This window comes from Hydrogenovibrio marinus (assembly GCF_013340845.1).
Classification (GTDB): domain Bacteria; phylum Pseudomonadota; class Gammaproteobacteria; order Thiomicrospirales; family Thiomicrospiraceae; genus Hydrogenovibrio; species Hydrogenovibrio marinus.
In genome coordinates, this window is record NZ_AP020335.1 from 1665094 (window position 1) to 1691290 (window position 26197).

28 protein-coding genes and 1 tRNA gene are annotated in these 26197 nt (G+C 43.4%); 1 reads left to right on the plus strand and 28 read right to left on the minus strand.

Features of this window, described 5'->3' with window-relative positions; all coding sequences use genetic code 11:
- Positions 1-38: 38 nt before the first annotated feature.
- The 13 genes from nuoF to rlmE all read right to left on the minus strand — a co-directional run bounded on the left by nuoF (position 39) and on the right by rlmE (position 10858).
- Positions 39-1319: an NADH-quinone oxidoreductase subunit NuoF gene (nuoF, locus tag HVMH_RS07960; RefSeq protein WP_029909724.1), complete on the minus strand. Its 1281-nt coding sequence runs from the start codon at positions 1317-1319 to the stop codon at positions 39-41.
- Between the two features lie 3 nt (positions 1320-1322).
- Positions 1323-1814 carry an NADH-quinone oxidoreductase subunit NuoE family protein gene (locus HVMH_RS07965; protein WP_029909727.1) on the minus strand — a complete coding sequence of 164 codons (492 nt, stop codon included), beginning with the start codon at positions 1812-1814 and terminating at the stop codon, positions 1323-1325.
- Positions 1811-3064 carry an NADH-quinone oxidoreductase subunit D gene (locus HVMH_RS07970; RefSeq protein ID WP_029909729.1) on the minus strand — a complete coding sequence of 418 codons (1254 nt, stop codon included), beginning with the start codon at positions 3062-3064 and terminating at the stop codon, positions 1811-1813. The genes HVMH_RS07965 and HVMH_RS07970 overlap by 4 nt, the downstream gene beginning before the upstream one ends.
- A 19-nt stretch (positions 3065-3083) precedes the next feature.
- Complete coding sequence (locus tag HVMH_RS07975) at positions 3084-3752, minus strand: NADH-quinone oxidoreductase subunit C (RefSeq protein ID WP_029909731.1); 669 nt, start codon at positions 3750-3752, stop codon at positions 3084-3086.
- 30 nt (positions 3753-3782) lie between these two features.
- On the minus strand, positions 3783-4259 hold the full coding sequence (locus HVMH_RS07980) for a NuoB/complex I 20 kDa subunit family protein (RefSeq protein WP_024851441.1): 477 nt from the start codon (positions 4257-4259) through the stop codon (positions 3783-3785).
- Positions 4250-4606 (minus strand): NADH-quinone oxidoreductase subunit A, encoded by a 357-nt coding sequence (locus tag HVMH_RS07985; RefSeq protein ID WP_029909735.1) that lies wholly within the window; start codon positions 4604-4606, stop codon positions 4250-4252. The genes HVMH_RS07980 and HVMH_RS07985 overlap by 10 nt, the downstream gene beginning before the upstream one ends.
- 49 nt (positions 4607-4655) lie before the next feature.
- Positions 4656-4740: transfer RNA gene (locus HVMH_RS07990), tRNA-Leu, on the minus strand.
- A 7-nt stretch (positions 4741-4747) separates the two neighbouring features.
- Entirely contained in the window at positions 4748-5071 is a 324-nt protein-coding gene (gene secG / locus HVMH_RS07995) for a preprotein translocase subunit SecG (protein ID WP_029909736.1), read from the minus strand.
- Between the two features lie 2 nt (positions 5072-5073).
- Positions 5074-5832, minus strand: coding sequence for a triose-phosphate isomerase (gene tpiA / locus HVMH_RS08000; RefSeq protein ID WP_029909739.1), 759 nt, complete (start codon positions 5830-5832; stop codon positions 5074-5076).
- A gap of 69 nt (positions 5833-5901) precedes the next feature.
- Positions 5902-7236, minus strand: a complete 1335-nt coding sequence (glmM, locus tag HVMH_RS08005; RefSeq protein ID WP_029909742.1) for a phosphoglucosamine mutase — start codon at positions 7234-7236, stop codon at positions 5902-5904.
- A 20-nt stretch (positions 7237-7256) separates the two neighbouring features.
- The gene (gene folP / locus HVMH_RS08010; RefSeq protein ID WP_029909745.1) at positions 7257-8081 is read right to left on the minus strand and encodes a dihydropteroate synthase; all 825 of its coding nucleotides are present in this window, start codon (positions 8079-8081) and stop codon (positions 7257-7259) included.
- A 59-nt stretch (positions 8082-8140) separates the two neighbouring features.
- A complete protein-coding gene (ftsH, locus tag HVMH_RS08015) occupies positions 8141-10087 on the minus strand; it encodes an ATP-dependent zinc metalloprotease FtsH (protein ID WP_232087748.1) in 1947 nt (648 codons plus the stop codon).
- A 150-nt stretch (positions 10088-10237) separates the two neighbouring features.
- Positions 10238-10858: a 23S rRNA (uridine(2552)-2'-O)-methyltransferase RlmE gene (gene rlmE / locus HVMH_RS08020; protein WP_029909752.1), complete on the minus strand. Its 621-nt coding sequence runs from the start codon at positions 10856-10858 to the stop codon at positions 10238-10240.
- A gap of 69 nt (positions 10859-10927) precedes the next feature.
- On the opposite strand from rlmE, the gene yhbY reads away from it, so the two are divergent.
- Positions 10928-11233: a ribosome assembly RNA-binding protein YhbY gene (gene yhbY, locus HVMH_RS08025; RefSeq protein WP_029909755.1), complete on the plus strand. Its 306-nt coding sequence runs from the start codon at positions 10928-10930 to the stop codon at positions 11231-11233.
- Between the two features lie 46 nt (positions 11234-11279).
- On the opposite strand, the gene HVMH_RS08030 is transcribed toward yhbY, so the two are convergent.
- From HVMH_RS08030 to leuC, 15 genes are all read right to left on the minus strand, one after another.
- On the minus strand, positions 11280-12461 hold the full coding sequence (locus HVMH_RS08030; protein ID WP_029909757.1) for an O-succinylhomoserine sulfhydrylase: 1182 nt from the start codon (positions 12459-12461) through the stop codon (positions 11280-11282).
- Complete coding sequence (gene purF, locus HVMH_RS08035; protein ID WP_029909758.1) at positions 12461-13978, minus strand: amidophosphoribosyltransferase; 1518 nt, start codon at positions 13976-13978, stop codon at positions 12461-12463. Before purF ends, HVMH_RS08030 begins: the two co-directional genes overlap by 1 nt.
- Before the next feature lie 38 nt (positions 13979-14016).
- On the minus strand, positions 14017-14637 hold the full coding sequence (locus HVMH_RS08040) for an SPOR domain-containing protein (protein WP_029909760.1): 621 nt from the start codon (positions 14635-14637) through the stop codon (positions 14017-14019).
- Positions 14638-14665: 28 nt separating this feature from the next.
- Positions 14666-16006: a bifunctional tetrahydrofolate synthase/dihydrofolate synthase gene (gene folC, locus HVMH_RS08045; RefSeq protein WP_029909762.1), complete on the minus strand. Its 1341-nt coding sequence runs from the start codon at positions 16004-16006 to the stop codon at positions 14666-14668.
- A 28-nt stretch (positions 16007-16034) separates the two neighbouring features.
- The gene (accD, locus tag HVMH_RS08050; protein ID WP_029909763.1) at positions 16035-16889 is read right to left on the minus strand and encodes an acetyl-CoA carboxylase, carboxyltransferase subunit beta; all 855 of its coding nucleotides are present in this window, start codon (positions 16887-16889) and stop codon (positions 16035-16037) included.
- 107 nt (positions 16890-16996) lie between these two features.
- Positions 16997-17821 carry a tryptophan synthase subunit alpha gene (gene trpA / locus HVMH_RS08055; RefSeq protein ID WP_029909765.1) on the minus strand — a complete coding sequence of 275 codons (825 nt, stop codon included), beginning with the start codon at positions 17819-17821 and terminating at the stop codon, positions 16997-16999.
- A 3-nt stretch (positions 17822-17824) separates the two neighbouring features.
- Positions 17825-19030 (minus strand): tryptophan synthase subunit beta, encoded by a 1206-nt coding sequence (gene trpB, locus HVMH_RS08060; RefSeq protein ID WP_197942620.1) that lies wholly within the window; start codon positions 19028-19030, stop codon positions 17825-17827.
- Position 19031: 1 nt separating this feature from the next.
- Entirely contained in the window at positions 19032-19682 is a 651-nt protein-coding gene (locus HVMH_RS08065; RefSeq protein ID WP_232087749.1) for a phosphoribosylanthranilate isomerase, read from the minus strand.
- Between the two features lie 6 nt (positions 19683-19688).
- A complete protein-coding gene (gene truA / locus HVMH_RS08070) occupies positions 19689-20474 on the minus strand; it encodes a tRNA pseudouridine(38-40) synthase TruA (protein ID WP_029909774.1) in 786 nt (261 codons plus the stop codon).
- A gap of 5 nt (positions 20475-20479) precedes the next feature.
- Complete coding sequence (locus HVMH_RS08075; protein WP_029909777.1) at positions 20480-21502, minus strand: aspartate-semialdehyde dehydrogenase; 1023 nt, start codon at positions 21500-21502, stop codon at positions 20480-20482.
- A 47-nt stretch (positions 21503-21549) separates the two neighbouring features.
- Positions 21550-22071: a bactofilin family protein gene (locus HVMH_RS08080; RefSeq protein ID WP_029909779.1), complete on the minus strand. Its 522-nt coding sequence runs from the start codon at positions 22069-22071 to the stop codon at positions 21550-21552.
- A complete protein-coding gene (locus HVMH_RS08085; protein ID WP_029909782.1) occupies positions 21993-22943 on the minus strand; it encodes a M23 family metallopeptidase in 951 nt (316 codons plus the stop codon). The genes HVMH_RS08080 and HVMH_RS08085 overlap by 79 nt, the downstream gene beginning before the upstream one ends.
- A gap of 83 nt (positions 22944-23026) precedes the next feature.
- Positions 23027-24100 (minus strand): 3-isopropylmalate dehydrogenase, encoded by a 1074-nt coding sequence (leuB, locus tag HVMH_RS08090; protein WP_029909785.1) that lies wholly within the window; start codon positions 24098-24100, stop codon positions 23027-23029.
- Between the two features lie 27 nt (positions 24101-24127).
- Positions 24128-24766, minus strand: a complete 639-nt coding sequence (leuD, locus tag HVMH_RS08095) for a 3-isopropylmalate dehydratase small subunit (RefSeq protein ID WP_029909787.1) — start codon at positions 24764-24766, stop codon at positions 24128-24130.
- A gap of 2 nt (positions 24767-24768) precedes the next feature.
- Positions 24769-26190, minus strand: coding sequence for a 3-isopropylmalate dehydratase large subunit (leuC, locus tag HVMH_RS08100; protein WP_197942621.1), 1422 nt, complete (start codon positions 26188-26190; stop codon positions 24769-24771).
- Between the last annotated feature and the right edge of the window lie 7 nt (positions 26191-26197).

The following is a 26197-nucleotide window of genomic DNA, read 5'->3' on the forward strand; positions in this document are numbered from 1 at the left end:
ATTTGGAACCTGTATAAGGAGTCCTGTCACTGGTTGGCTTAAGCTCTATCAAAGATGCTGCAACCGTGCTCAATGTAATGACGGAACTCGTGTTCGTAATGATCTAAGAAGCTACCGACTGGTATCGCCGCAGCATCACCCAAACCACAAATTACGCGTCCCATAATTTTTCCTGAAACATCTTTTAATAATTCGATGTCCTCTGGTCTACCTTTACCTTGTCTGATACGGTGAACGACTCGATACATCCATCCAGTACCTTCACGACATGGCGTACATTGTCCGCATGATTCTTCATAGTAGAACCATGTCAAACGCTCTAATGCGCGAACCATATCTGTTTGATCATCCATAATGATCACAGAACCAGCTCCTAGAAAGGAACCCGCTTTCGCAATAGAGTCATAATCCATATTCATTTCGAGCGCCTTCTCAGCAGGAAGCACAGCGGTTGAAGAACCACCAGGAATCACTGCTTTCAGTTTGCGTCCTTTCCAAACACCACCAGCCAACTCTAACAAGTCCTTAAATGGCGTTCCCATTCGAACTTCAAAGTTTCCTGGGTTACTGATATGCCCAGAAACTGAATAACACTTAGTTCCACCTGCATTAGGTGCACCGATATCTGCAAACCAGTCACCACCTTTCGCTAAGATCATTGGGATTGAAGCCAGTGTCTCAGTATTGTTGATAGTGGTTGGCTTACCATACAAACCGTAGCTTGCAGGGAACGGCGGTTTAAAGCGTGGCTGACCTTTCTTACCTTCAACAGACTCAATCAGAGCCGTTTCTTCACCACAAATATAAGCGCCTGCCCCCAAGTGCGTGTAAAGATCGAAATCAAAACCTGAGCCAAGAATATTCTTACCAAGCAATCCTGCTTCTCTTGCTTGGTTTACAGCATTGTCGAAACGCTTGTATGGCTCCCAGAACTCACCACGAATATAGTTATACCCAGCACAAGCGCCAATCACATAACCAGCAATCATCATCCCTTCAACCAATTGGTGTGGGTTGTAACGCATAATATCGCGGTCTTTAAAAGTGCCTGGTTCACCTTCATCTGAGTTACATAAGATGTACTTTGGACCCGGTGCATTGCGGTTCATGAAACTCCACTTCAAACCAGTTGGGAAACCAGCACCACCACGCCCACGAATACCGGAAGTTTTCACTTCATCAATAATCTCTTGAGGTGTAATTTCACCTGCTAAGACTTTTTTCCATACCTCGTAACCACCATTGGCAACGTAAGTATCGATATCCCATGAGTTTTCTAAATGATTTAAACGGTAACAATTTTCATTCTGTGGAATCATCACTTACTCCAATCCGTCTAAAATTTCATCAAGTGATTCTTCGGTAAGATTTTCATAATATTCTTTCCCGAGCATCATCATTGGAGCGCCTCCACAGGCACCTAAACACTCAACTTTTTTAATTGAGAATTTTCCATCAGGCGTCACTTCACCCACACCGACACCTAACTTTTTCTCTAGGTGTTCTAGAATCTCATCACTGCCGCGCAACATGCACGAAATGTTGGTACACAAACAAATCTTGTGTTTACCAACAGGCTTATGTTCATACATAGAGTAAAAAGTTGCGACTTCATAAACGGCAATTGGCGTCATTTCAAGATAGTCTGCAACTTGATCCATTAGTTCAGTAGTCAAACTACCACCACTAACTTCTTGAACGATTCTCAGCGCAGGCATAACCGCAGACTGTTTTTGATCTTCCGGGTAATGTGAAACCCAGCGATCAATACGCTCTTTCACTTCACCTTGAATAACATTCGCTGTTGCGCTCATCGGTCAATCTCCCCAAATACGATATCTTGCGTTCCGATAATAGAAACGACATCGGCAATCATGTGGCCTTTTGCCATTTCATCAAGCGAAGCCAAGTGAGCAAACCCAGGTGCCTTAACTTTTAGTCGGTAAGGTTTGTTCGCACCATCGGACACCATGTAAATACCGAATTCACCTTTTGGGTGTTCTACAGCGGTATAACTTTCACCAGCTGGTACCGCATAACCTTCGGTAAACAACTTAAAGTGGTGAATCAATGCTTCCATATTGGACTTGGCTTCTTCACGAGAAGGTGGTGCAACTTTATGGTCGCTAGTCATAACCGAGCCAGGATTTTTCTTCAACCAGTCAACACATTGCTTAATAATTTTGTTAGATTCGCGCATTTCTGCAACGCGAACCAAATAGCGATCATAACAATCTCCAGTAGCACCGACTGGGATGTCAAAATCCATTTTGTCATAGACTTCATATGGCTGTTTCTTACGCAAATCCCAAGCAATACCAGAACCGCGTAGCATAGGGCCTGTAAACCCTAGTTGCAACGCTCTTTCTGGTGAAACAATACCGATATCTACCGTTCTTTGTTTCCAGATACGGTTATCAGTCAATAGTGTTTCATACTCATCAACATAACCAGGGAAACGTTGTGTAAAAGCCTCAATAAAATCCAGCAACGAGCCTTCTCGAGTTTCATTCAACTTATCCAGTTTTTTACCAGAGTGCCATTTTGAAGCTTCATATTTAGCCATGGTATCTGGCAAATCGCGATATACACCGCCAGGACGATAATAGGTTGCGTGCATACGCGCACCTGAGACCGCTTCATAACAATCCATTAAATCTTCACGCTCACGGAAGGCATAAAGGAAAACGGTCATCGCACCAATATCCAGTGCATGTGCACCTAGCCACATAAGGTGGTTCAATATACGAGTAATTTCATCGAACATCACACGAATATACTGAGCGCGCTCAGGCACTTCAACGCCGATCATTTTTTCAATCGCCATCACATACGCATGCTCATTGGACATCATAGAAACGTAATCCAAACGATCCATATATCCAATCGACTGATTGTAAGGTTTATATTCCGCTAACTTCTCAGTGCCTCGGTGTAGTAAACCGATATGAGGATCAGAACGCACAATCGTTTCACCATCCAGCTCAAGGACCAAGCGCAGTACACCGTGCGCAGATGGATGCTGTGGACCGAAGTTAAGCGTATAGTTTCGAATTTCAGACATAATGCTTTCCTAATTTCCTCTAAGCCGTCTTATCTTCGCGAATTACGCGTGGAACATTAACACGGTTTTCAATTTCGACTGGTTCATAAACAACACGCCCTTTTTCAGAGTCATAGCGCATTTCAACATAACCCGTAAGAGGGAAGTCTTTTCTCAAAGGATGTCCCACAAAACCATAGTCAGTCAAAATTCTTCTTAAATCTGGATGACCTTTAAAAACGATCCCAAACATATCAAAGACTTCTCTTTCAAACCAGTTAGCTGAGTTCCAAACTTGAACGATAGAATCAACGATCGGCATTTGAGTATCTTCTGGGAACACCTTCACTCGAATTCGATAATTGTGTTCAACAGACAAGAAGTGATAAACAACAGCAAAACGTCTAGACATAAACTGTCCTTCGTCTGAAGAGTCTTCTTCATCAAAGTCAAACACACCACGGCTAAAACCTTTATTTGGTGCAGCCATCGTTTCCCAGTTAGCTTCACCATAGTGTAGATAGTCAACTGCTGTGACATCAATCAACTCGTCAAAGCCGAATTGGTCTCTTAAAGTCAAAAAAGCATCTAACGCTTTTTCTGGCGTCAACTCTATCGTCAATTCATTAAATTGAACTTTTGAGTCAACAACAGCTCCTGCCAGCAATTTGCTGACCTGAGTTTGTAAATCCAGTACCGACTGTTTCATAGAAATTTCACTCTTTAAACTCGGGAGAAATTAACGAGCAATGGTATTTGTTCGTTTAATTTTCGCTTGAAGCTGGATAATCCCATATAACAAAGCTTCTGCTGTTGGAGGGCATCCAGGAACGTAGACATCTACAGGAACAATCCTGTCACAGCCGCGAACAACTGAATAAGAATAGTGGTAATAACCGCCGCCGTTAGCACATGAACCCATAGAGATTACCCAACGAGGCTCTGCCATTTGGTCATAAACTTTACGCAAAGCTGGCGCCATCTTATTTACCAGAGTTCCAGCAACAATCATCACATCCGATTGACGCGGACTAGGTCTGAAAATAATTCCAAAGCGATCCAAGTCATAACGTGATGCACCTGCATGCATCATTTCAACTGCACAACAAGCCAGCCCAAAAGTCATCGGCCACAAAGAACCCGTTCTTGCCCAGTTAATCAGCTTATCTGCGGAAGTGGTAACTACCCCTTCCTTCAAAACGCCTTCTATTCCCATTCAAGCGCTCCCTTTTTCCACTCATAAACAAAGCCGACTACCAGTAGTGATAAAAACCCTGCCATCGCCAACAATCCAAATGTACCCACTTCTTGCAACACAATTGCCCAAGGGAACAGAAATGCGATTTCCAAATCAAAAATAATGAAAAGGATCGCAACAAGATAGAAGCGAACATCAAATTTCATACGAGAATCTTCAAAGGCTTCAAATCCACACTCATATGGAGAAAGCTTCTCGGCATCAGGACGGTTTGGTCCAAGCAGATATCCCATCAGGATCGGCCCTACACCAAATAATATGCCTAGCACAACAAACACTATGATAGGTAAATAATTTTCAAGCATATTAAACCCTTCTAACTTAGTAAACTAAGCTTATGGTCATTCAAAAAAATGGTGCCGATGGCCGGATTTGAACCGGCACAGCTTGCGCCACTACCCCCTCAAGATAGCGTGTCTACCAATTCCACCACATCGGCTATGTTTTTACTCTGGTACCACCGGAGCTTTTGTATCGTTATTATTCTTTTTCTCTGTTGTCACTACAGGCTTTTGAACAACACTTTGATATCCTTTTACCTGTTTGGCGCCCAAATAGGCTAGCGTCAAACTTGTCATAAAGAAAATCGCCGCCACAACTGCAGTTACTTTCAACAAAAAACTACTTGAACCGCCACCACCGAATACAGACTGGGAAGACCCACCTCCGAAATTCGCACCAGCGTCAGCACCTTTACCGTGCTGTAATAGCACAAGCACGATTAAAATAAATGCCACTACCAAATGAATGGTTAGTACAAATGAAAACATGATTACTCTCCTGCAGCCTCACAAATGGCCATAAAATCTTCAGCAACCAATGAAGCACCACCAATCAAACCGCCATCAATATCAGGCTGACTGAACAATTCCTTTGCATTATCCGGTTTCACACTACCACCGTACTGAATAATGATGCCACTTGCGACACCTTCATCATAGCCCGCCAATAGATTGCGAATAAATGCGTGAACTTCTTGTGCTTGCTCCGCAGTTGCCGTTTTACCAGTACCGATTGCCCAAACTGGCTCATAAGCAATCACTACGTTTTTAAAAGCATTAATACCAACTTTGGCTACGACTGCATTAATCTGTGTGGAGATAACCTCTTCCAACTGACCTGCTTCACGTTCTTCCAAAGTTTCTCCGACACACAATATTGGCGTCAAACCTGATCGAATCGCAGTATCGACTTTATTAGCAATCTCTGCGTCCGTTTCTTTATAAATAGCACGTCTTTCCGAATGTCCTAAAATAACGTACTGACATCCAAGATCTTTGACCATGTCCGCAGAAATCTCTCCAGTATACGCTCCCTGAACAGGTTCTTCCGCGATATTCTGGACACCCAACTCGATATTTGATGCTGACAAAGAACGATTTACATAATCCACATACAATGCTGGTGGACATATGGCTACTTTAGCGTTTCCTGCACGGTCAGACATTGCATTAAGCCCCGTTATAAGGCTCTTAATATCAGCCTTATTGCCATGCATTTTCCAATTACCTGCGACAAACATTTGTCTCATTTCTTAGTCTCCGACACAAAATTCCGCCTATGTTAGCGATTTCTTTTTTGAATTACAATCTTGACAATCTTATGAAAATTCGCTTTCAACCACCTGTAACAGCGCATTTACTTCGGACTCAATCATTATCATGTCCTGTCCCTCAACCATCACGCGGATAAGAGGCTCTGTGCCTGATGCTCTAATCAAAACTCTTCCTTTCCCTGCCATTCTTGCTTCAGAATCACTAATAGCTGATTGCAATATCGCGTTTGAAGAAACATCCACTTTATCTGGTACACGTACGTTTTTCAGTAGTTGAGGCATCTTCTGCATTCCAGATGCTAACTCTTGAAGCGACTTTCCTGTTCTTGTCATAATTGACATAATTTGCAGTGCAGCAACAATACCATCACCGGTTGAAGTCTTATCCAAACACAACACATGACCGGAAGATTCCGCACCATAATCCCAGCCGTTTTCTTTCAGCGCTTCCATAACATAGCGGTCGCCAACTTTTGTGCGAATAAAGTCTATGCCCAATTCTTTTAGTGCAACCTCCAACCCTAAATTACTCATCAGGGTTCCAACCACACCAGAAACAGGCTTTTCTGAATTAGCTGCCAAGATATAGAGAATCTGATCTCCGTCTACGACCTCACCGGTATGATCAATCATCATTACTCTATCGCCGTCACCATCAAAAGCAATCCCAACATTTGCAGATTCTGCAATCACCTTCTGCTTAAGGGCATCCAAATCTGTGGCCCCACACTTCAAGTTAATATTAATCCCATCTGGGTCAACACCAATCGTTACAACATCCGCACCCAGCTCTTTGAAAACAGCCGGCGCGATATGATAGGTAGCACCGTTTGCACAGTCCAAGACCACTTTGATGCCATCGAGCTTTTTGCTCGATTCGTAAGTACTCTTACAGAACTCGGTATATCTACCGGCGGCGTCATCAATACGTCTTGCTCTTCCCAAATGAAGTGAATCAACCGTTTCCAAAGCTTGGTCAAATGCTGCCTCTACTTCCAACTCAACTTGATCGGAAATTTTTTGACCTTTAGCGGAAAAAAACTTGATGCCATTATCATGATGTGGGTTATGAGAGGCGCTGATAACAATACCTGCATCAGCATGAAAGGTTCTAGTCAGGTAAGCTACTGCAGGTGTAGGCATTGGTCCCAACAAAAGAACATCAATACCCGCAGCAATAAATCCCGCTTCCAACGCCGACTCAAACATATAGCCCGAAATACGAGTATCTTTGCCAATCATTACAGTCTTCTCACCGTAATCTCGCATCACCTTGCCTGTAGCCCAGCCAAGTTTTAAGATTTGATCGGGACAAATTAGTCCCTTACCCACCTCATTGCGAATACCATCGGTTCCGAAATATTTTTTTGTTTGCGACATTGCAACTACCTAAAATTTATTTACAGCAAAGTATGCATTACTTTGAATGCTTGAATCGTTTCTTCAAAATCATGAACACGAATAACCCTAGCGCCTTTCATTGCAGCAATAATTGCCGCCGAAACGCTACCAATCACTCGTTTTTCGACAGGTAAACCACCCAATATGTCGCCAATCATTCTCTTGCGCGACACACCTACTAATATCGGGTGACCTAAACTGGAAAATTGCTCTAGTTGTTCGAATAATTTTACATTATGCTCAAGACTTTTACCAAATCCAAAGCCCGGATCAATCAGTATATTTTCGGACTTTATTCCATTAGAAATGCACTCTTTTGTCCTTAACGATAAAAAGTCAGACACTTCTTGAAATACATTTTCATAAACAGGATTGTCTTGCATATTTCCAGGCTCCCCCTTCTTATGCATCAAACAGGCCATCACACCTGAGGCGGCAACAACCTCTTCTGCCCCTTCTGACTGAAGGGCATTTATATCATTGATCAAATCCACCCCTAAATTAATGGACTCTTTCATAACTTCTGTTTTGTAGGTATCAATTGAAATAGACATATCGGTCATTTGCTTAACCCACTCTATGACAGGCAATACTCTTTCTAACTCTTCATCCAGACTAACTATAGCTGCTCCAGGACGGGTAGACTCCCCACCTATATCGACAACATCAACACCAGCGGACTGCATACACTCAAGCATACTCTTAATCTGATCTTCAGAATTATGCGCACCACCGTCAGAAAAAGAATCTGGGGTCACATTTAAAATCCCCATGACCAGAGGGGCATCCAAACTACTCGCATGAATTTTTTCAAAAAAAGTCATTCAGCACTCCATAAAAAAACCCCTAAAAAGGGGTTTTCGTGATTAACCAGTCACGTTATTCAATGTAATTTTGGCTCTGCGTCATTAACTGAATCATCGTGATTATCTGAAAGATCGGTCTTAGTTGTTTCCTGAGATTGTGAGCTTGATAACTTCGAAGAACCATCGTCCTTTCCATCATCACTTTCCTTCCAGTCTTTTGGCTCACCGGACTCCTTACCTTCCATCAAGTTTTTCACCTGATCCGCATCAATCGTCTCATACTTCATCAAAGCATCAGCCATTGCGTGCAAAATAGAAATATTATCCGTTAGAAGCTTTTCAGCGCGCTCATAGTTACGATCGATCAACTTACGAATCTCCATATCGATTTCCTTCGAAATCTCACCAGAAACATTCGCATTACGAGAACTTCCCATCAGAGAGCCATTATCTTCCTCTTCATACATAAGAGGTCCAAGCCTATCTGACAACCCCCATTTCGTAACCATATTACGGGCAATTTGCGTTGCTCTCATAATGTCATTACTCGCGCCGGTAGTCACCGCTTCTGCACCAAAAATCATCTCTTCAGCAATACGTCCGCCATACAAACTAGACAACTGACTTTCTAACTTCCGTTTAGAGTAACTGTAAGAATCTTCTTCAGGCAGATACATGGTTACCCCCAATGCTCTACCTCGCGGCATAATACTGACCTTATAAACAGGATCATGTTCTGGCACAAGATACCCGACAATTGCATGCCCAGCTTCGTGATAAGCAGTGAGTTTTTTCTCTTCTTCACTCATCACCATACTCTTACGCTCAACCCCCATAAGGATTTTATCTTTAGCCTTTTCGAAATGAGCTTGAGTCACTAAACGCTCATTGCCTCGCGCAGCAAACAATGCGGCCTCATTAACCAAGTTTGCTAAATCTGCACCTGAAAACCCAGGTGTACCGCGAGCAATCAAAGCAGGCTTAACATCATCCGATAAAGGAACTTTACGCATGTGAACCTTAAGAATTTGTTCACGACCTCTAACATCTGGTAACCCTACCGTCACCTGACGGTCAAATCTTCCTGGTCTCAATAACGCAGGGTCAAGAACATCAGCACGGTTAGTCGCGGCAATAACAATCACCCCTTCATTCCCTTCAAAACCGTCCATTTCAACCAGCATTTGGTTCAATGTTTGTTCGCGCTCATCGTTTCCACCACCCATTCCGGCACCACGGCTACGACCTACAGCATCGATCTCATCAATAAAGATAATACATGGCGCATGTGCTTTTGCTTGCTCAAACATATCACGAACACGTGAAGCACCAACACCCACAAACATCTCTACGAAGTCAGAACCAGAAATACTAAAAAAAGGCACTTTTGCTTCGCCAGCAATCGCTTTGGCCAACAATGTTTTACCGGTTCCTGGAGGACCCACCATCAAAACACCACGTGGAATATTTCCACCAAGATTTTGATACTTTTCTGGGTCTCTTAAGAAATCAACGATTTCACCAACTTCTTCTTTGGCTTCATCTGCACCAGCAACATCTTCTAAAGTTACTTTAACTTGATCTTCTGTCATCATACGGGCTTTCGACTTACCAAAAGACATAGGCCCGCCTTTCCCGCCGATTCCACCACCCATTGAGCGCATAAAGAAAATCCAGATGGCAATCAATAGCAACATTGGGAACCAAGAAATAAAGATTTGCATCAAAACGCTTTGTTTTTCAGGTAAATGCGCAATGACTTTGACGTGATAGTCTAGCAAGTCCCCCATCAACCCTACATCACCAGGGTTAATCGTTGTAAATGCCTGACCATTGGTGTAAACACCATGAATGGTTTGACCATCAATAGAGACTTGACTAACTTGCCCGTTATGCACTTTCTGAATGAAATCAGAGTAGGCTAGCTGAGAGCTTTTTCCCATCATCTGCTGCCCACTGAAGTGGTTGAATATCGACAACATGATGGTTGCCACCACTGTCCATATCAAGATGTTTTTTAACATGTCATTCTTCATAATTCACCTGTGAACCGTACCATGTACTTACAATTTCATAACTTTATAGTGATAACTCTACCACATTTTCTCATAAATATTATTTATATTATTTATGTAAAAGTACGCTTAATTCTTATCCCAAAAAGCCTATAAAATCTAATGTTTTTTACCTCTTGCCAAAAGATAGATTTCTTTGCTTCTGGCTCTGGAAGCCTTAGGTTTACGCGTTAAAACTTTTTGATAATTTCCTTTCAGAGTCGTTAACAACTGGTCATACCCCTCACCCTGAAACACCTTCATCAACAAGTCTCCGCCGGGCTTCAAAACTTGTTCTGCTAGCTCGATACATAACTCAACCAAATACATGGATTTCGGAATATCCACCCCTTTGTTTCCGGTCATGTTTGGTGCCATATCAGACATCACCAAATCGACGTCGCGCCCGTCTAGTGCATCCAGTAAATTTTGATAGACTTCATCCTCACGAAAGTCACCTTGGATAAAAGTCACACCTGCAAAGGGTTCAACCGGCAAAATGTCCAGCGCGAACACGCGCCCATCTTCACCAATCTGCATTGATGTCCATTGAGACCATCCACCAGGAGCGGCTCCTAAGTCGACGACAGTCATCCCTTTTTTAAAAAGCAGGTCCTTTTCGTCTATCTCTTGAAGCTTGTAAATAGCGCGTGAACGCCAACCTTCTTGCTTAGCTTTATTGACATAATAATCGTCAAAATGCTCTTTTAGCCATTCATTGCTTGATTTACTTCTTGCCATCTAGGTTTTTCTTATAAAATATGCAAATTAATCGCTTAGTCATTAATAATAATTAAAATCGGAAATTCAATGTCAAAAAACCAAAAACTTTCAATTCAACAAATCAAGTTCTTAAGAGGAATCGCTCACGGTCTAAACCCTGTAGTGACTATCGGCATAAATGGCGTCACTGATTCCCTAATGGAAGAAGTTGAAAGTTCTTTAGCTCATCATGAATTATTGAAAATCAAACTGGCCGCCGCGGAGAGAGATGATCGCAAAGCAATTATTGATCATGTTGTGCAGCAAACAGGTTCACAATTGGTTCAATCCATTGGAAAGGTATTCGTTATCTTCCGTCCCAAAGAGAAAAGTGAAATCGTTCTACCGAAGTAACGCCGGTAACGCATAACCGTGTGCTGTGCTCACGGTTACACCATAGTTAGACAAGCTTATCTAAGCCCCGTGCCAAATCCGCTTTCAAATCTTCAATAGACTCCAGCCCAACTGAAATCCTTAATAGATTATCGGTAATCCCTGTTGCTAACCTTTCATCTTCAGGAACACGACAGTGTGTTGTTGTCGCTGGGTGCGTAATGCTGGTTTTAACATCGCCCAAGTTGGCGGTAATTGATATCATTTTCGTATTATCAATCACAGACCAAGCTTCCGCTCGGCCACCCTTGACTCTAAAAGTCACAAGCCCACCAGCCGCCTTTTGCTGCTTTTGAGCTAGGTCATACTGTGGATGAGATTTTAGGCCAGGATAAAAGACTTTTTCCACAGCAGGATGTTCATCCAACCAAACAGCCAAAGTCATTGCTCTTTGACAATGCGCTTCCATTCTCACAGAAAGCGTTTCAAGTCCTTTTAAAAATATCCACGCATTAAACGGACTCATTGAAGGACCTGCTGTGCGCAAAAACCCACGAACTTCTTCTCCGACAAGTGCCTTGGAACCAACAACAGCACCACCAATACCGCGGCCTTGCCCATCCAAAAATTTGGTCGCAGAATGAATTATTATATCTGCACCCAAAGCTAAGGGTTGCTGCAAAATCGGGGTACAGAAGCAATTATCGACAATTAAAATTGCACCACTACGCTTTGCCAACGTACTCAAGGCAGCAATGTCAGCAATTTGAGTTAGCGGGTTAGAAGGGCTTTCCAGGAAAAATGCTTTCGTATTCGGCTTAACCGCTTTTTCCCATTCGCCAATATCTGTTTGCGAAACAAAGGTTACTTCCAAGCCGAATTTTTTTAGGTATTTGTTGAACAAAACCTTTGTTGTTCCAAAAATACTGCTTGAAGAAATAACATGGTCTCCCGACTCACATAGTGACATAAATGTCGACAAAATAGCCGACATTCCAGAAGCCGTAGCAACACATTCGTCACCGCCTTCTAGCGCCGCTAGGCGGTTTTCAAAAGCTCTGACCGTGGGATTAGAAAAGCGCGAATAAACATTCCCTTTCTCCGCACCACTAAAACGGTCAGCAGCTTGCTGTGCCGAATTGTAGCGAAAACTGGAGGTTGGGAAAATGGCCTCACTGTTCTCTTGCTCTTCGGTTTGATTGTAGCCAGCGCGAACCGCCAGCGTTTCCAGATCAAATTCTTTTTCCATCACTCGCCCTGTCCATTATGAAGACCTACAGGCTCTTGCCCTACTTCTTTGCGCTTAGACTGCGCAGAATCATTTCTCGCCAAACCAAGTGACTGCAAATACTCCTGAGTGATATCCCCAGTGACATAACAACCACTAAAACAAGAAGTATCGAATTCTTTAATATTCTTGTTACCTTGCCAAACCGCTTCAATCAAATCATCCAAATCTTGGTAGAACAAACGGTCAGCACCAATGTATTCCGCCACTTCTTCGGTTGTGCGATTACTCGCAACCAACTCATCAGTTGTCGGCATATCAATACCATAAACATATGGGTAACGCACCGCAGGTGCCGCTGAAGCGAAGTAAACTTTCTTCGCTCCAGCATCACGTGCCATCTGCACGATTTCACCGGAAGTCGTTCCACGAACGATTGAATCATCAACCAACAAAACATTCTTACCTTCAAACTCCAGCGGAATGGCATTCAATTTTTGGCGAACAGATTTTTTACGAAGCTTTTGGCCCGGCATAATGAATGTACGGCCAATATATCGGTTCTTAATGAACCCTTCACGGTATGGCTTGCCTAACACCTCTGCCAATTGCAATGCAGATGTTCTACTGGTATCTGGAATTGGCATAACTACATCAATGTCATTATCAGGCCAAACCTTCAAAATCTGCTCCGCTAGCTTTTCACCCATCCTTAAACGAGACTTGTAAACAGAGATATCATCAACCATAGAGTCTGGACGGGCAAAGTAAACAAACTCAAAAATACATGGACTATATTGCGGGTTTTCCGCACACTGCTTAAACTCAATATCACCACTTTCAGTAATTACAACGGCTTCACCCGGAGCCAAATCCTTTATCAACTGGAAACCTGCAGTATCAAGTGCCACGCTCTCAGAGGCAATCATATATGAATCGCCATCATCATTAGTGCGCTTACCGACAACAATTGGTCTTAATGCGAACGGATCACGGAACCCAATCAGCCCAACACTTGGAATCACACCTACGGCGGCATAACCGCCACGAGCACGCTTGTGCACACGCTCAATCGCCTTAAAGACATCTTGCGCATCGATGAAAAGCTTCTTCTGTTGCATAAGCTCATGTGCAAATACATTCAACAGAACTTCAGAGTCCGAATTGGTGTTCAAGTGACGTAAATCCTGCTCATATAATTCTTTGCCCAACTGCTCTGCATTGGTCAAGTTGCCGTTGTGAGCCATGGCAATACCGTATGGCGAGTTTACATAGAAAGGCTGCGCTTCAGCACTGGAAGAAGAGCCTGCTGTTGGGTATCGCACATGCCCAATCCCGATATTACCATGCAAATCGCGCATATGACGGGTTCTGAAAACATCCTTCACCATGCCATTATCTTTGCGCTGAAAAATTCTTCCATCCTGACAGGTCATGATGCCCGCAGCATCCTGACCACGATGCTGCAACACTGTAAGCGCATCGTAGATTTCTTGGTTGACAGGTGAATTAGAAACAATTCCAACTATGCCACACATGGTGTTTTCTCCGGATTTAACTTCATTAAACTGACGTTTTACTTTGTTTTTGCTAATTCCGAGCGTACTCGTAACACTCGGTTTAACTGCTGTTGATCTCTTAAAGCCAAGCTCTTATCGGTATAAGGTCCAATACGAACTGAATAGTATTCACTCTGTGGAAAATATTTAACAAAAACGTCATAGTCATATTTTAAATGTTCATAGAGTAAATTTGCTTTTTCTTTTGAACGATAAGCCGCAACTCGGATAATCCATTTTTCTTTAGAAACTGACGCTTTCGGTTTATCAGCCGGCTTTTCAGATGTTTTTACCGGCGATTGTTGTTCAATATTCTGCTTAGTAATATTTGTTGTATTATTTGATTTACCTGTGCCGGGAACTTTTTCAGCAGTCTTATGCAATGGCTCGCTTGACACAACTTTCGCTGAGCCATTTTCCTCTGGAACAGGTTGTTCGCTTTTAACGCCGGGCAACACGAAAGGTTTATCAACGACAATTTGATCGCTTTTGTGATGATTGTCTGCCAACTCCATGTTTGGTGAAAACCCGGTCGGATGGCTGTACCAGCTCGGCACAATAATAATGAGCAACAACAACCAAACAAGCGCGCCCGTCATACGAAATTTAAGAGATAAATTTTCCGAATCCGTTTCCATAAACTTTCCTATGGGCTCTCTCATCATTTTACAAGGTTTTCAATGCCGTCAGACATTGAGAAACAGTATAAAAAGAACCCCAGCACAAAATATCCACGCCTTCGTTAGCTTGATTACATTCATAGGCTTTGCGAGTAGCGGAGAGTATATCATCTGTAACAACAATTAATGATGGCTCAACACCAACATCTGTTAGAGTCTGTTTTAATTGTGAAACAGGAGTCGCTCTGGGTACATTCAAATCCGCAATATACCAACGATTCGTAAAGGGTATCATTTGGCGAATCATCTCGGAATAATCCTTATCCTTCAAAACTGAAAAGACAGCATCTCCCTTAAAGTCAGATTGAGCCAAAAAATTCGCCAATACTTTTGCCGATTGAGGGTTGTGCGCAACATCCAACAACCAGTTCTGATTACCAACTGCCAAAGACTGTAATCGTCCAGGATGCGTCACATGTGCCAATCCTTGACGAACAGCAGCACCATGCACAGGCAGTTTCGACTGACTTAACTGAATAACCGAAATCACGCCAGCAGCATTTTGCAATTGAAACTCACCTTGCAATGCAGGGAATGGCAGATTATCCAGACTTTCTAATTTATGTTCTGATTTAGCTAAAAACTGCCAGGTTGGGGGGCAACCATAGTCTGATGAGTCACGGCTACATGCCTTCATCACATAATTAAAATCTCGATTCAAACACAGCAACTCGACATTATGCTCTTTTACATAATCAAATAGCGTCTGCGGAATATTGTTATCCGAACAAACCGCAAAATGCCCGTTTCTCATTATCCCTGCTTTTTCTAGCGCAATCAGATTACGATCATTACCAAGCCAGTCAGAGTGGTCGACATCAATCGCCGTGACTAATGCGATATCGGCATCCAAAGCATTGACCGCATCTAGTCTGCCACCCAAACCAACTTCTAAAATCCAAACATCTAATTCAGCATTTTTGAAAATTATCCAAGCAGCAAGTGTGGCAAATTCGAAATATGTAAGCTTGACATTCCCTCGAGCTTCTTCTATCTCAACGAAAGCAGAAACAATGTCTTCATCAGAGACAGGGTTAAGATCAATTTGAATACGTTCATTGAACGTTAAAATATGGGGGGAAGTATAAGTTCCGACACGATAGCCTTCGGCCTTATAAATCGCGCTTAACATGGCAACACTCGAACCTTTGCCATTTGTTCCAGCGACAGAAATAACATAAGGCACACCTTGCAATACTCCCAATTTATGGGCAACTTGCGAGATACGCTCTAACCCAAGATCAATTTCTTGGGCATGAAGCGCCAACAACCAGTCTAACCATTCTGCTAAAGAACCTGAAATACCGGGGTTGTCAGCTGAGTCCATTACCTACGTTCTTGATTATGTTTCTTGATCACGCAGGCTTTTTCAAAAGCATACGACAAACACTAGCTAGCTCTTTAGAGAGCTGGTGTCTATGAATGATTCGGTCGATTGCGCCGTGCTCCAATAGAAACTCCGAACGTTGGAAACCTTCAGGTAATTTCTCACGAACTGTTTGCTCAATAACACGGGGGCCAGCAAAACCAATCAAAGCTTTTGGTTCTGCAACATTCAAATCACCCAACATAGCAAAACTTGCTGACACCCCACCCAATGTCGGATCAGTCAACACCGAAATAAAAGGAATGCCCTTTGCACGCAAATGCCCCAGTGCAGCACTGGTTTTTGCCATTTGCATCAAAGAAAACATTGCTTCTTGCATACGCGCCCCGCCGGATGCAGAGAACACAATCAATGGCATTTTATGCTCGATAGCAAAATCGACAGCTCTTACAAACTTTTCGCCCATAACTGAGCCCATCGACCCTCCTATAAAGCGAAAATCAAATGCACCAGAAACTACATCAAGCCCATCAATCTTGCCAGTCATGGTAACGAAAGTATCTTTTTCTCCCGTTATCTTTTGTGCCTGAGCCAAGCGAGCCTTGTAGGTTTTCAGGTCTTTGAATTTCAAAGCATCAACCGGAGAAACATTCGCCGAAATCTCAACACCAGTACCTTCATCGAGGAAAGTTTCCAAGCGCTCACGCCCACCTAAACGCATGTGATGATCACACTTAGGGCAAACCTCTTGGTTACGCTTCACTTCAGCGCGGTATAGTGTGCTTTCACACTTAGGACACTTCGTCCACAAGCCTTCCGGAACGTTCTTCTTACGCTCTGCCACTTGTTTAATACTTGGCAAAATTTTTTCAAACCAACTCATTCTTTACTCCAAATGCTTTAAAGAAAGCTTAGGGGGATGCATTATTTTATGCGCGCATTATACAGACATTGACTTCGAGAATACACCTCGAACTTCACACCAGATTATCAAGCCTTTTCGGCATCTGCTTGATCAATGCCGCGTCTAAACTCGCACATTTTCTCTGAAATGGCATCCATTATGACCGCTTGGTCCGCTGAAGCATTTTGTTCAATCAACGACACCAAAGCAGAGCCTACAATAATTGCGTCACCCACTTTTGCCATCTCATATGCTGTATCGCCATTGCGAATACCGAAACCTATCCCGACAGGCAAGTTCATAATGGTTTTCAGATGATTTACCTGATGAGTCACTTCATCCGTGTTTAATGCACTTGATCCCGTCACACCCTTCAAGGAAACATAGTAAACAAATCCACTACCTTGTTCGTTGACAGCTTGTAAGCGAGAATCCGGCGTTGTTGGAGATACCAAAAAGATTCGATCCAAACCAGCAGACTGCATTACTTCCAAATAACCGGAGCTTTCCTCTGGTGGCATATCCACTGTCAATACAGCATCAACACCAACTGACTTCGCTTTATCTGCAAATGTTTGATAACCCATCGCTTCGATAGGATTCAAATACCCCATCAAAATAATCGGCGTTTTATCATTCTTTTGTCTGAACTGTGCCACCATTTGCAGCACATCTCTTAAGCTGACGTTATATTCTAATGCACGCTCAACAGCTTTTTGGATAACAGGACCATCCGCCATCGGATCGGAAAAAGGAACACCTAGCTCTAAAATATCCGCGCCCTCTTCAACCAATGCATGCATCAATTCCACGGTCATACCAGGATTAGGATCACCTGCGGTGATATAAGGAATCAAAGCGGTTTTACCCTGAGATTTCAGGTTCGATAATAGACTTTTAATTCTGCTCATAACTTAAAACTCAAACCCTTCGATTTTTGCAATGGTATCCATGTCTTTATCACCACGACCGGATAAGTTCACAATAATAATCTGATCTTTTGACATGGTCGGCGCCAACTTTGTCGCATAGGCTAACGCATGACTGGACTCCAACGCAGGCAGAATACCTTCATAACGCGTTAAATCCCTAAAGCCTTGCAACGCCTCTTGATCATCAACCGCAACATAGTCTACACGACCAATGTCCTTCAACCATGCATGCTCAGGCCCAACACCGGGGTAATCAAGTCCTGCAGAGATGGAATGCGTGCCCATAATTTGACCATTCTCATCTTCTAGCAAATAGGTACGGTTCCCGTGTAATACACCCGGTTTACCTTTACACAAAGATGCTGCATGACGGCCTGTCTCCAAGCCATCACCTGCTGGCTCAACACCAAAAATTTTGACTGACTCATCACCTAGAAACTCGTGGAACAAACCAATGGCATTTGAGCCGCCCCCCACACAGGCAACCAAAGCATCCGGAAGGCGACCTTCTTTTTGCAAAATTTGCTGCTTTGCTTCACGACCGATGATCGCTTGGAAATCTCTAACCATCGCAGGATAAGGGTGTGGACCTGCCACCGTTCCGATAATGTAAAAGGTGTTGTCAACATTGGTTACCCAGTCACGCATGGCTTCATTCAATGCATCTTTCAAGGTACGTGTACCTGACTCAACTGCAACCACTTGCGCACCCAGCATTTTCATACGAGTAACATTTGGCGCCTGACGAACCACATCATCTGCCCCCATGTACACAACACATTCAAGACCCAATCGAGCCGCAACAGTTGCACTCGCCACACCATGCTGACCTGCACCTGTTTCAGCGATAATACGAGTTTTCCCTAGGCGCTTCGCCAATAAGGCCTGACCAATCGTGTTATTGATCTTATGCGCACCGGTGTGATTCAAGTCTTCGCGTTTGAGATAGATTTTGGCGCCGCCCAGTGCTTCCGACCAGCGCTCAGCAAAATAAAGTGAACTTGGACGTCCCACATAATCTTGGAAATCCTTTGTCAATTCACCCAAAAAAACTGGATCGTTTTTGACCGACTCATATTGCTGATTCAGTTCTTCCAAAGCCGCCATTAGCGTTTCAGGGGCAAAAATACCACCATAAACACCAAAATGCCCATGCTTATCTGGAAACTGAGAAAAATCAATTGCCATCTTATCTCCTGACTTTTTCATTTACAGCTTTCATAAACTGCTCAATTTTTGTTTCTGATTTCTTACCGGGCATCAACTCGACACCGCCACTAACATCTACTGCCCAAGGTGCCACAACATCAATGGCGCGCTCCACATTCTCGGCATGTAATCCGCCTGCCAAAATAACAGGCATATTCAAACCGTTTTGCTTTTCTTTGGACACCCAGTCCCAATTGAAAGCTTCGCCTGTTCCCCCCGGAACACCTTTTACATAAGTGTCCAAAAGAATCCCTTTTGCAGACGCATATTCTTTCACCAAAGCAGATAAATTAGAGTCATACTTCATTCTCACCGCTTTGATATAAGGGCGAGAAAAACCACTGCAAAATGCTTCTGATTCTTCTCCGTGAAACTGGAGCAAATCAACCTTGGTTTCCGAGATGACCTCTTTTACTTCATCAATTGTCGGATCAACAAACAATGCCGTAACAGTGACAAACGCAGGCACAACTTCGACAATATGTTTTGCTTGTTCAAGTGTCACGTATCGGGGGCTTTTACGATAGAACACCAGGCCTATCGCATCGGCGCCCTTTGCCACTGAGGACTTAGCATCTTCACTATTCGTGATACCGCATATTTTGACCCTTGTACGCATTAGCTCTTTCATAAAACCTTATCCTTGCCAGAGCACTGCATCGAGTTCTGTCTTTGGCATATCAAACTTATCTGGATAAATTGCATTGACGAAGTACAACCCTTCAGCGGGTGCGGTAACGCCAGCTTGTGTCCGATCCTGTTTATCAAGCAGGGTTTGCAACCATTCACCCTGCTTTTCACCTCTGCCCACTTCCAGCAAGGTTCCTACAATATTCCGTACCATATGATGTAAAAACGCGTTTGCTTGAATGTCGACAAAAACAAAGTCATCATGTCGACTTACTTGAACAGACTGTACCTCTCGAATGGCATGATTTGCCTGACAGCCCGCGGCTCGAAACGAAGAAAAGTCATGTTCACCAACTAATGTTTGAGCCGCTTTATGCATAGCCATCTCATCCAATGGTAGTCTCTCCCAGGTCACTCGACCGGATAAAACTGCCGAATGGACAGGACGATTAAAGATTACATAGCGATATTGCCTTGCCACTGCGCTAAAGCGGGCATGAAAGTCATCTGAAACCGTACGAGCCCAAGCAACGCGAATGTCGTAAGGCAGCTTGGTATTGGTGCCTTGAACCCATGCACGCCCCAACCTGGTAGATTTTGTCTCGAAATGCACTACCTGCCCTATCGCATGAACACCTGTATCCGTTCTGCCTGCGCAATGAACTTCAATAGGTTCGTCAGCAATAAAGCTTAATGCGGACTGCAAATATTTTTGTACCGAGTCGCAATGGTCTTGATACTGCCAACCGCAATAGGCACCACCTTGATATTCAACCCCTAAAGCGATTCGCATTCAATTTATAGGTAATCTTTAATCAGCAACTCTGCGATTTGAACTGTATTTGTAGCAGCACCTTTACGAACATTGTCCGCAACCACCCATAGGTTCAAACCTTTTTCGCAAGAGATATCTTCGCGAACACGCCCAACATAAACAGGGTTTGTATCCGCTGCATCTGTAACCGCGGTTGGGTAACCACCGTCAACATGCTCATCAATCAAGACAATACCGTCTGCTTTGCCAAGAATTTCTTTTGCTTTTTCTGCTGTAATCTTTTCTTTGGTTTCAATATGAACCGCTTCGCTGTGACCATAAAACACTGGCACACGAACCGCTGTCGGGTTAACCAAAATCGAGTCATCACCCATGATTTTTTTGGTTTCCCACACCATTTTCATTTCTTCTTTGGTGTAGCCATTCTCTTGAAACACATCAATTTGAGGAATGCAGTTAAAGGCAATCTGTTTCGGGTAAACATTCACTTCAACCGGCTTCAAGTTCAACAAGTTTGCCGTTTGCGTCGCTAACTCTTCAATCGCCTCTTTACCTGACCCTGAAACCGCTTGATAGGTTGCCACGTTAATACGTTCAATACCCACCGCGTCATAAATCGGCTTGAGTGCCACCAACATTTGAATGGTTGAGCAGTTTGGGTTTGCAATGATTCCGCGTGTTTTATAACCGGCAACCGCTTGAGGGTTCACCTCCGGTACAACCAGTGGAATATCATCGACATAACGGAATTCAGAAGTGTTGTCGACAACAACACAACCCGCTGCCGCAGCTTTTGGAGCATATTCTCTCGAAATAGATGCACCAGGGGAAAACAGACCGATTTGAACCTTAGAAAAGTCAAACGTAGCCAAATCTTCAATTTCTACCCAGCCACCGCGAAACTCAAGTTTCTTACCTGCCGAACGGCTACTTGCTAGTGGGTATAGTTTACCTACTGGAAAATCTCTTTCTTCCAGCACCTTTAAAATGGTTTCTCCTACTGCGCCAGTAGCGCCAACGACAGCAATGTCATATTTTTTTGTCATGTAAGTTCTCTTAGTAAGCCTTTAACTTTTGTTGTTAGAGATTAAAACTAAACGTTATCTTTTTCAGCATTTGCTTTGCTGACTTTTTCTTCAATTTTTACTTCAGTTTGAGCATTTCCTGTCAACTTCTCACCACTGCTTGCAAACTGACTGGCAAGTTGGTTCGCCAAACGCATTCTTTCAGCTTCAGGAAAGCTCACAATTAATCCGCCTTCTGTTAATTCACGACTTTCACCGATGAATTTCCCACCAGCTTCAATCATCAATTCACCACAAATCACTTCTCCAAGAAGTTTGCCTGTCGACAGAATATCTATGGATTCACAAGCCACTTTGCCTTCCAAAACACCGCTGACTACAACGTTTTTTGCTTTGATTAGGCCTTTGAGAATACCTTTATCACCAATAGAAACATCGTATTCGGTTTCAACAATACCATCAACACGACCATCTATATGTAAAGGTCCATCAAGATCTTTGATCTCGCCGCTTATTTTACATCCCGTAGCGATAATTGTTTTTCCACTTCCTGTACGCGTTTTTGCACCGCCTGACTTAAAGATCCCCATGGTACTCCCTTCACACGTGTAAATATAAGATCATAGTTTTGTAGCCTCCAATCAACAAAAGGCGCCGGATTAAGCTTTCTTTGCACAAATGAAACTTCGTAATGAAGATGCGGCCCGGAAGACAATCCCGTTGAACCGATTTCTCCAATGCGCTCACCTTTGTGAACATACTCGCCAGTTTTCACCAACAACTTACTCATATGCCCATAAAGCGTTCTAAAACCATCTTTATGATCCAATATGATTAAGTTGCCATAACCACTTTTCTTATGGTAACCGGCATATTCAACCGTCCCATTTGCTGTTGCAACTACAGGGTCTCCAATTTGTCCTCTGTAATCGATTCCTCGGTGAAATTCTCTTTGCCCGGTCACTGGATGAATTCGCCATCCGAATGAACTAGAAACGCCTTGAAACTTGCCTACAGGACGTCCATTCGGAATATCTTCCAGCATAATTTGCTTTTCCAGGGTCGTTAACTGAACAATTTTAACGCGATCCTGTACAGGCAACTCTTCATCAGGCTTAACGCCAATCAAATCTTCCAAACCCTGCAGGGTTTGGTCTAAAAACTGAATTTGTTTGGACTTGTTATCTAAATCCCCTTGTAGACGATGCTTTTCGGACTTTAACAAAGCATAATCCTGCTTGTTTTTTTCCAGCATCGACAAGTATTTGTCTTGTGCTTGAATCCTTCTATGTTCGATTTTGACGGTCTCTTTGTTTAGCCACCAAATAACGCCGGCACCACCAGCCAATAGCAAAATAATGAACAGAATAAAAAACAGTGCAAATTTTCTGACTAATTGATTAAAAGAAAAATTACGGGAACCATGAACATCACTTATCGTTATTGTAAACTGATCCTTCATCCCTGAACGTTCCTCAACTTTTTCTTAAATCCGAACATCAAAGTCCTCCTGAGTGGGCCTAAATTGGCTGAAAACTCAAAACCTTACAGCACTGCTACAACTGCATCTCCCATTTGAGATGTAGAGACTTTAGTCATCCCTTCTGACCAAATGTCACCAGTTCGCAGTCCTTGATCCAATACTGCGCTCACAGCATTTTCAATTTTTACTGCCAAGTCTTCGCGACCTAAACTATAACGCAACATCATAGCTGCTGACAAAATTGTAGCCAATGGATTCGCAATATTTTGCCCTGCAATATCCGGCGCAGAACCATGGCTAGGCTCATACATGCCTTTATTGTTCGCATCCAGTGATGCTGATGCCAACATACCAATTGAACCTGTTAACATTGATGCTTCATCCGATAAGATGTCACCAAACATATTACCCGTTACCATAACATCAAACTGCTTCGGGTTAAGTACCAACTGCATTGCCGCGTTATCAACGTACATATGGTTAACCGCGACCTCAGGGTACTCTTTAGCAACTTCATCAATGACTTCACGCCACAACTCGGTTACTTCCAATACATTTGCCTTATCAACTGAAGTCAGCTTTTTGTTGCGTTTCATTGCAGCTTGGAAAGCCACATGAGCAATTCGTTTAATCTCTGACTCAGAGTAAACATAAGTATTGAACCCTTGTCTTTCACCATTTTCAAGCGTTCTAACACCGCGAGGCTGACCGAAATAGATACCGCCCGTCAATTCACGAACAATCAAAATATCCAATCCAGCAACCACTTCTGGCTTTAATGTTGATGCATCAGCCAACTGCTTGAATAGGTAAGCAGGGCGTAAGTTCGCGAACAACGCCATCTCAGAACGCAGACGAAGCAAGCCTTTCTCCGGACGAACAGAGATATCCAACGACTCCCACTTATAACCACCAACGGCTCCAAGAAGCACTGCATCCGCAGATTTTGCCTTTGCCATTGTGGCATCTGCTAAAGGGACACCATGCACGTCATACGCGGCGCCACCAACCAAATCTTCCGTCATGGAAATATCCAAACCATCAGATTCTTTTAGTGCTTCCAATACCTTAACAGCTTCCGCAGTAATCTCAGGGCCAATACCATCACCTGGCAAAATCAATACTTCTTTAGTCATTTTCTTCTCTTAATGATTTTATTTTAACTAGTTAAATAACCATGGGTTCTTTGCTTTATAACTTTGCTCAAATGCTTCAATTTCATTTTGATGCTGCAAAGTCAAACCGATATCATCCAAACCGTTGAGCAAGCAGTGGCGACGGAATTCATCAACATCAAATGCAATTTGCTCGCCGTTTGGACGAATGATTTTTTTGGTAACCAAGTCCACCGTCAACTGATACCCTTCTGCTGCATAGGTTTCCTGAAACAGTTTATCAACAATTGCTTCATCCAAGACTATCGGCAAAATACCATTTTTGAAACAGTTATTAAAGAAGATATCCGCAAAACTTGGCGCAATAACAACATCAAAACCATAATCTTTCAGCGCCCAAGGGGCATGTTCACGACTTGAACCACAGCCAAAGTTTTCACGTGCTAGTAATATTTTCGCACCTTGGTATCTTGGTTGATTCAAAACAAAATCTTTTCTCAATGGTCGATTGGTATTATCCATACCCGGCTCACCCACATCTTCATAGCGCCACTCATCAAATAGGTTCGGACCAAACCCAGTACGCTTAATCGACTTCAGAAACTGTTTTGGAATAATCGCATCCGTATCAACGTTTGCACGATCCATCGGGGCAACAATTGCAGTTAGTTCAGTAAATTTATCCATCATTAAACTCCCGATTCCAACATGGTTCTCACATCGACAAAATGCCCTGCTACCGCGGCGGCGGCGGCCATCTCTGGACTAACCAAATGTGTACGTCCGCCCGCACCCTGTCTACCTTCAAAGTTTCTGTTTGAAGTAGAGGCACAATGCTTACCAGAAGGCAATCTATCCGCATTCATCGCCAAGCACATTGAACAGCCTGGGTTTCTCCACTCAAAACCAGCTTCAATGAAGATTTTATCCAGCCCTTCTTCCTCAGCTTGTTTTTTCACCAGACCAGAACCAGGAACCATCAATGCCTGCTCAACACTAGCGGCAACTTTGCGTCCTTTCAACACCTTGGCCGCAGCGCGAATGTCTTCTATACGAGAGTTGGTACAAGAACCAATGAATACATAATCCACCGGAATGTCAGTAATACTCATACCCGCATCCAACCCCATATACTCAAGTGCGCGACGAATACCACCTGCTTTCACTGGATCAGCTTCTGCATCAGGATTAGGCACTTTGCCATTTACGTCTGTCACCATCTCAGGAGAGGTCCCCCAAGAAACTTGAGGTTCGATTTCGACACCATTCATCTCCACAACCGTATCAAATACGGCATTGGCATCAGAATGCAAGTTTGACCAGGCGGCAACAGCCTTATCCCAATCTTCTGCCTTCGGTGCGTAGGGACGACCCTTAACATACTCTATCGTTTTATCGTCGACTGCAACCAATCCAACGCGGGCACCAGCTTCAATCGCCATATTACAGACAGTCATTCGACCTTCGACAGACATATCTTTAAAGACCTGACCACCGAACTCAATTGCGTGCCCGTTACCACCTGCCGTGCCGATTTTGCCGATAATCGCCAAAATAACATCTTTCGGCGTAACACCTGGGCGAAGCTGACCATCCACTTTCACCAACATGTTTTTCATTTTTTTCTGCAACAAACACTGCGTTGCCAAAACATGCTCAACCTCAGAGGTACCAACACCATGCGCCAATGCACCTAGCGCACCGTGTGTTGCAGTGTGAGAGTCTCCACACACCAAGGTCATACCTGGCAAAGTCACCCCTTCTTCAGGTCCGACAACATGGACAATTCCCTGGCGAACATCACCGATACCAAATTCTGTGATACCAAAATATTTCGTGTTGGCATCCAGAGTTTGAACCTGAATACGAGAAATCGGGTCTTTAATGTCTTCTGCAGAGGTGTAAGCCGTTGTTGGAACGTTATGATCAGGCGTTGCCACATTAGCATCAACACGCCAAGGCTTACGCCCCGACATCTTCAGCCCTTCAAAGGCTTGCGGCGACGTCACTTCATGCAGAAGTTGTCGATCAATGTAAATTAACGCTGTGCCGTCCTCTTCTTGACGGACAACATGACCATCCCATAATTTATCGTATAAAGTCTTTCCCATCGGCTCA

What these genes read in the sequence shown, in the direction of transcription:
- glmM (WP_029909742.1), bottom strand. Translation starts at nt 7,236, where the DNA reads ATGTCGCAAACAAAAAAATATTTCGGAACCGATGGTATTCGCAATGAG.
- leuD (WP_029909787.1), bottom strand. Translation starts at nt 24,766, where the DNA reads ATGGATAAATTTACTGAACTAACTGCAATTGTTGCCCCGATGGATCGT.
- truA (WP_029909774.1), bottom strand. Translation starts at nt 20,474, where the DNA reads ATGCGAATCGCTTTAGGGGTTGAATATCAAGGTGGTGCCTATTGCGGT.
- HVMH_RS08080 (WP_029909779.1), bottom strand. Translation starts at nt 22,071, where the DNA reads ATGGGGATCTTTAAGTCAGGCGGTGCAAAAACGCGTACAGGAAGTGGA.
- HVMH_RS08030 (WP_029909757.1), bottom strand. Translation starts at nt 12,461, where the DNA reads ATGGAAAAAGAATTTGATCTGGAAACGCTGGCGGTTCGCGCTGGCTAC.
- trpA (WP_029909765.1), bottom strand. Translation starts at nt 17,821, where the DNA reads ATGAGCAGAATTAAAAGTCTATTATCGAACCTGAAATCTCAGGGTAAA.
- accD (WP_029909763.1), bottom strand. Translation starts at nt 16,889, where the DNA reads ATGAGTTGGTTTGAAAAAATTTTGCCAAGTATTAAACAAGTGGCAGAG.
- HVMH_RS07980 (WP_024851441.1), bottom strand. Translation starts at nt 4,259, where the DNA reads ATGGGAATAGAAGGCGTTTTGAAGGAAGGGGTAGTTACCACTTCCGCA.
- rlmE (WP_029909752.1), bottom strand. Translation starts at nt 10,858, where the DNA reads ATGGCAAGAAGTAAATCAAGCAATGAATGGCTAAAAGAGCATTTTGAC.
- leuC (WP_197942621.1), bottom strand. Translation starts at nt 26,190, where the DNA reads ATGGGAAAGACTTTATACGATAAATTATGGGATGGTCATGTTGTCCGT.
- secG (WP_029909736.1), bottom strand. Translation starts at nt 5,071, where the DNA reads ATGTTTTCATTTGTACTAACCATTCATTTGGTAGTGGCATTTATTTTA.
- HVMH_RS07985 (WP_029909735.1), bottom strand. Translation starts at nt 4,606, where the DNA reads ATGCTTGAAAATTATTTACCTATCATAGTGTTTGTTGTGCTAGGCATA.
- folP (WP_029909745.1), bottom strand. Translation starts at nt 8,081, where the DNA reads ATGACTTTTTTTGAAAAAATTCATGCGAGTAGTTTGGATGCCCCTCTG.
- HVMH_RS08040 (WP_029909760.1), bottom strand. Translation starts at nt 14,637, where the DNA reads ATGGAAACGGATTCGGAAAATTTATCTCTTAAATTTCGTATGACGGGC.
- HVMH_RS07975 (WP_029909731.1), bottom strand. Translation starts at nt 3,752, where the DNA reads ATGAAACAGTCGGTACTGGATTTACAAACTCAGGTCAGCAAATTGCTG.
- folC (WP_029909762.1), bottom strand. Translation starts at nt 16,006, where the DNA reads ATGGACTCAGCTGACAACCCCGGTATTTCAGGTTCTTTAGCAGAATGG.
- HVMH_RS07965 (WP_029909727.1), bottom strand. Translation starts at nt 1,814, where the DNA reads ATGAGCGCAACAGCGAATGTTATTCAAGGTGAAGTGAAAGAGCGTATT.
- trpB (WP_197942620.1), bottom strand. Translation starts at nt 19,030, where the DNA reads ATGGCAATTGATTTTTCTCAGTTTCCAGATAAGCATGGGCATTTTGGT.
- tpiA (WP_029909739.1), bottom strand. Translation starts at nt 5,832, where the DNA reads ATGAGACAAATGTTTGTCGCAGGTAATTGGAAAATGCATGGCAATAAG.
- nuoF (WP_029909724.1), bottom strand. Translation starts at nt 1,319, where the DNA reads ATGATTCCACAGAATGAAAATTGTTACCGTTTAAATCATTTAGAAAAC.
- HVMH_RS08075 (WP_029909777.1), bottom strand. Translation starts at nt 21,502, where the DNA reads ATGACAAAAAAATATGACATTGCTGTCGTTGGCGCTACTGGCGCAGTA.
- HVMH_RS07970 (WP_029909729.1), bottom strand. Translation starts at nt 3,064, where the DNA reads ATGTCTGAAATTCGAAACTATACGCTTAACTTCGGTCCACAGCATCCA.
- leuB (WP_029909785.1), bottom strand. Translation starts at nt 24,100, where the DNA reads ATGACTAAAGAAGTATTGATTTTGCCAGGTGATGGTATTGGCCCTGAG.
- HVMH_RS08085 (WP_029909782.1), bottom strand. Translation starts at nt 22,943, where the DNA reads ATGAAGGATCAGTTTACAATAACGATAAGTGATGTTCATGGTTCCCGT.
- yhbY (WP_029909755.1), top strand. Translation starts at nt 10,928, where the DNA reads ATGTCAAAAAACCAAAAACTTTCAATTCAACAAATCAAGTTCTTAAGA.
- HVMH_RS08065 (WP_232087749.1), bottom strand. Translation starts at nt 19,682, where the DNA reads ATGAAAGAGCTAATGCGTACAAGGGTCAAAATATGCGGTATCACGAAT.
- ftsH (WP_232087748.1), bottom strand. Translation starts at nt 10,087, where the DNA reads ATGTTAAAAAACATCTTGATATGGACAGTGGTGGCAACCATCATGTTG.
- purF (WP_029909758.1), bottom strand. Translation starts at nt 13,978, where the DNA reads ATGTGTGGCATAGTTGGAATTGTTTCTAATTCACCTGTCAACCAAGAA.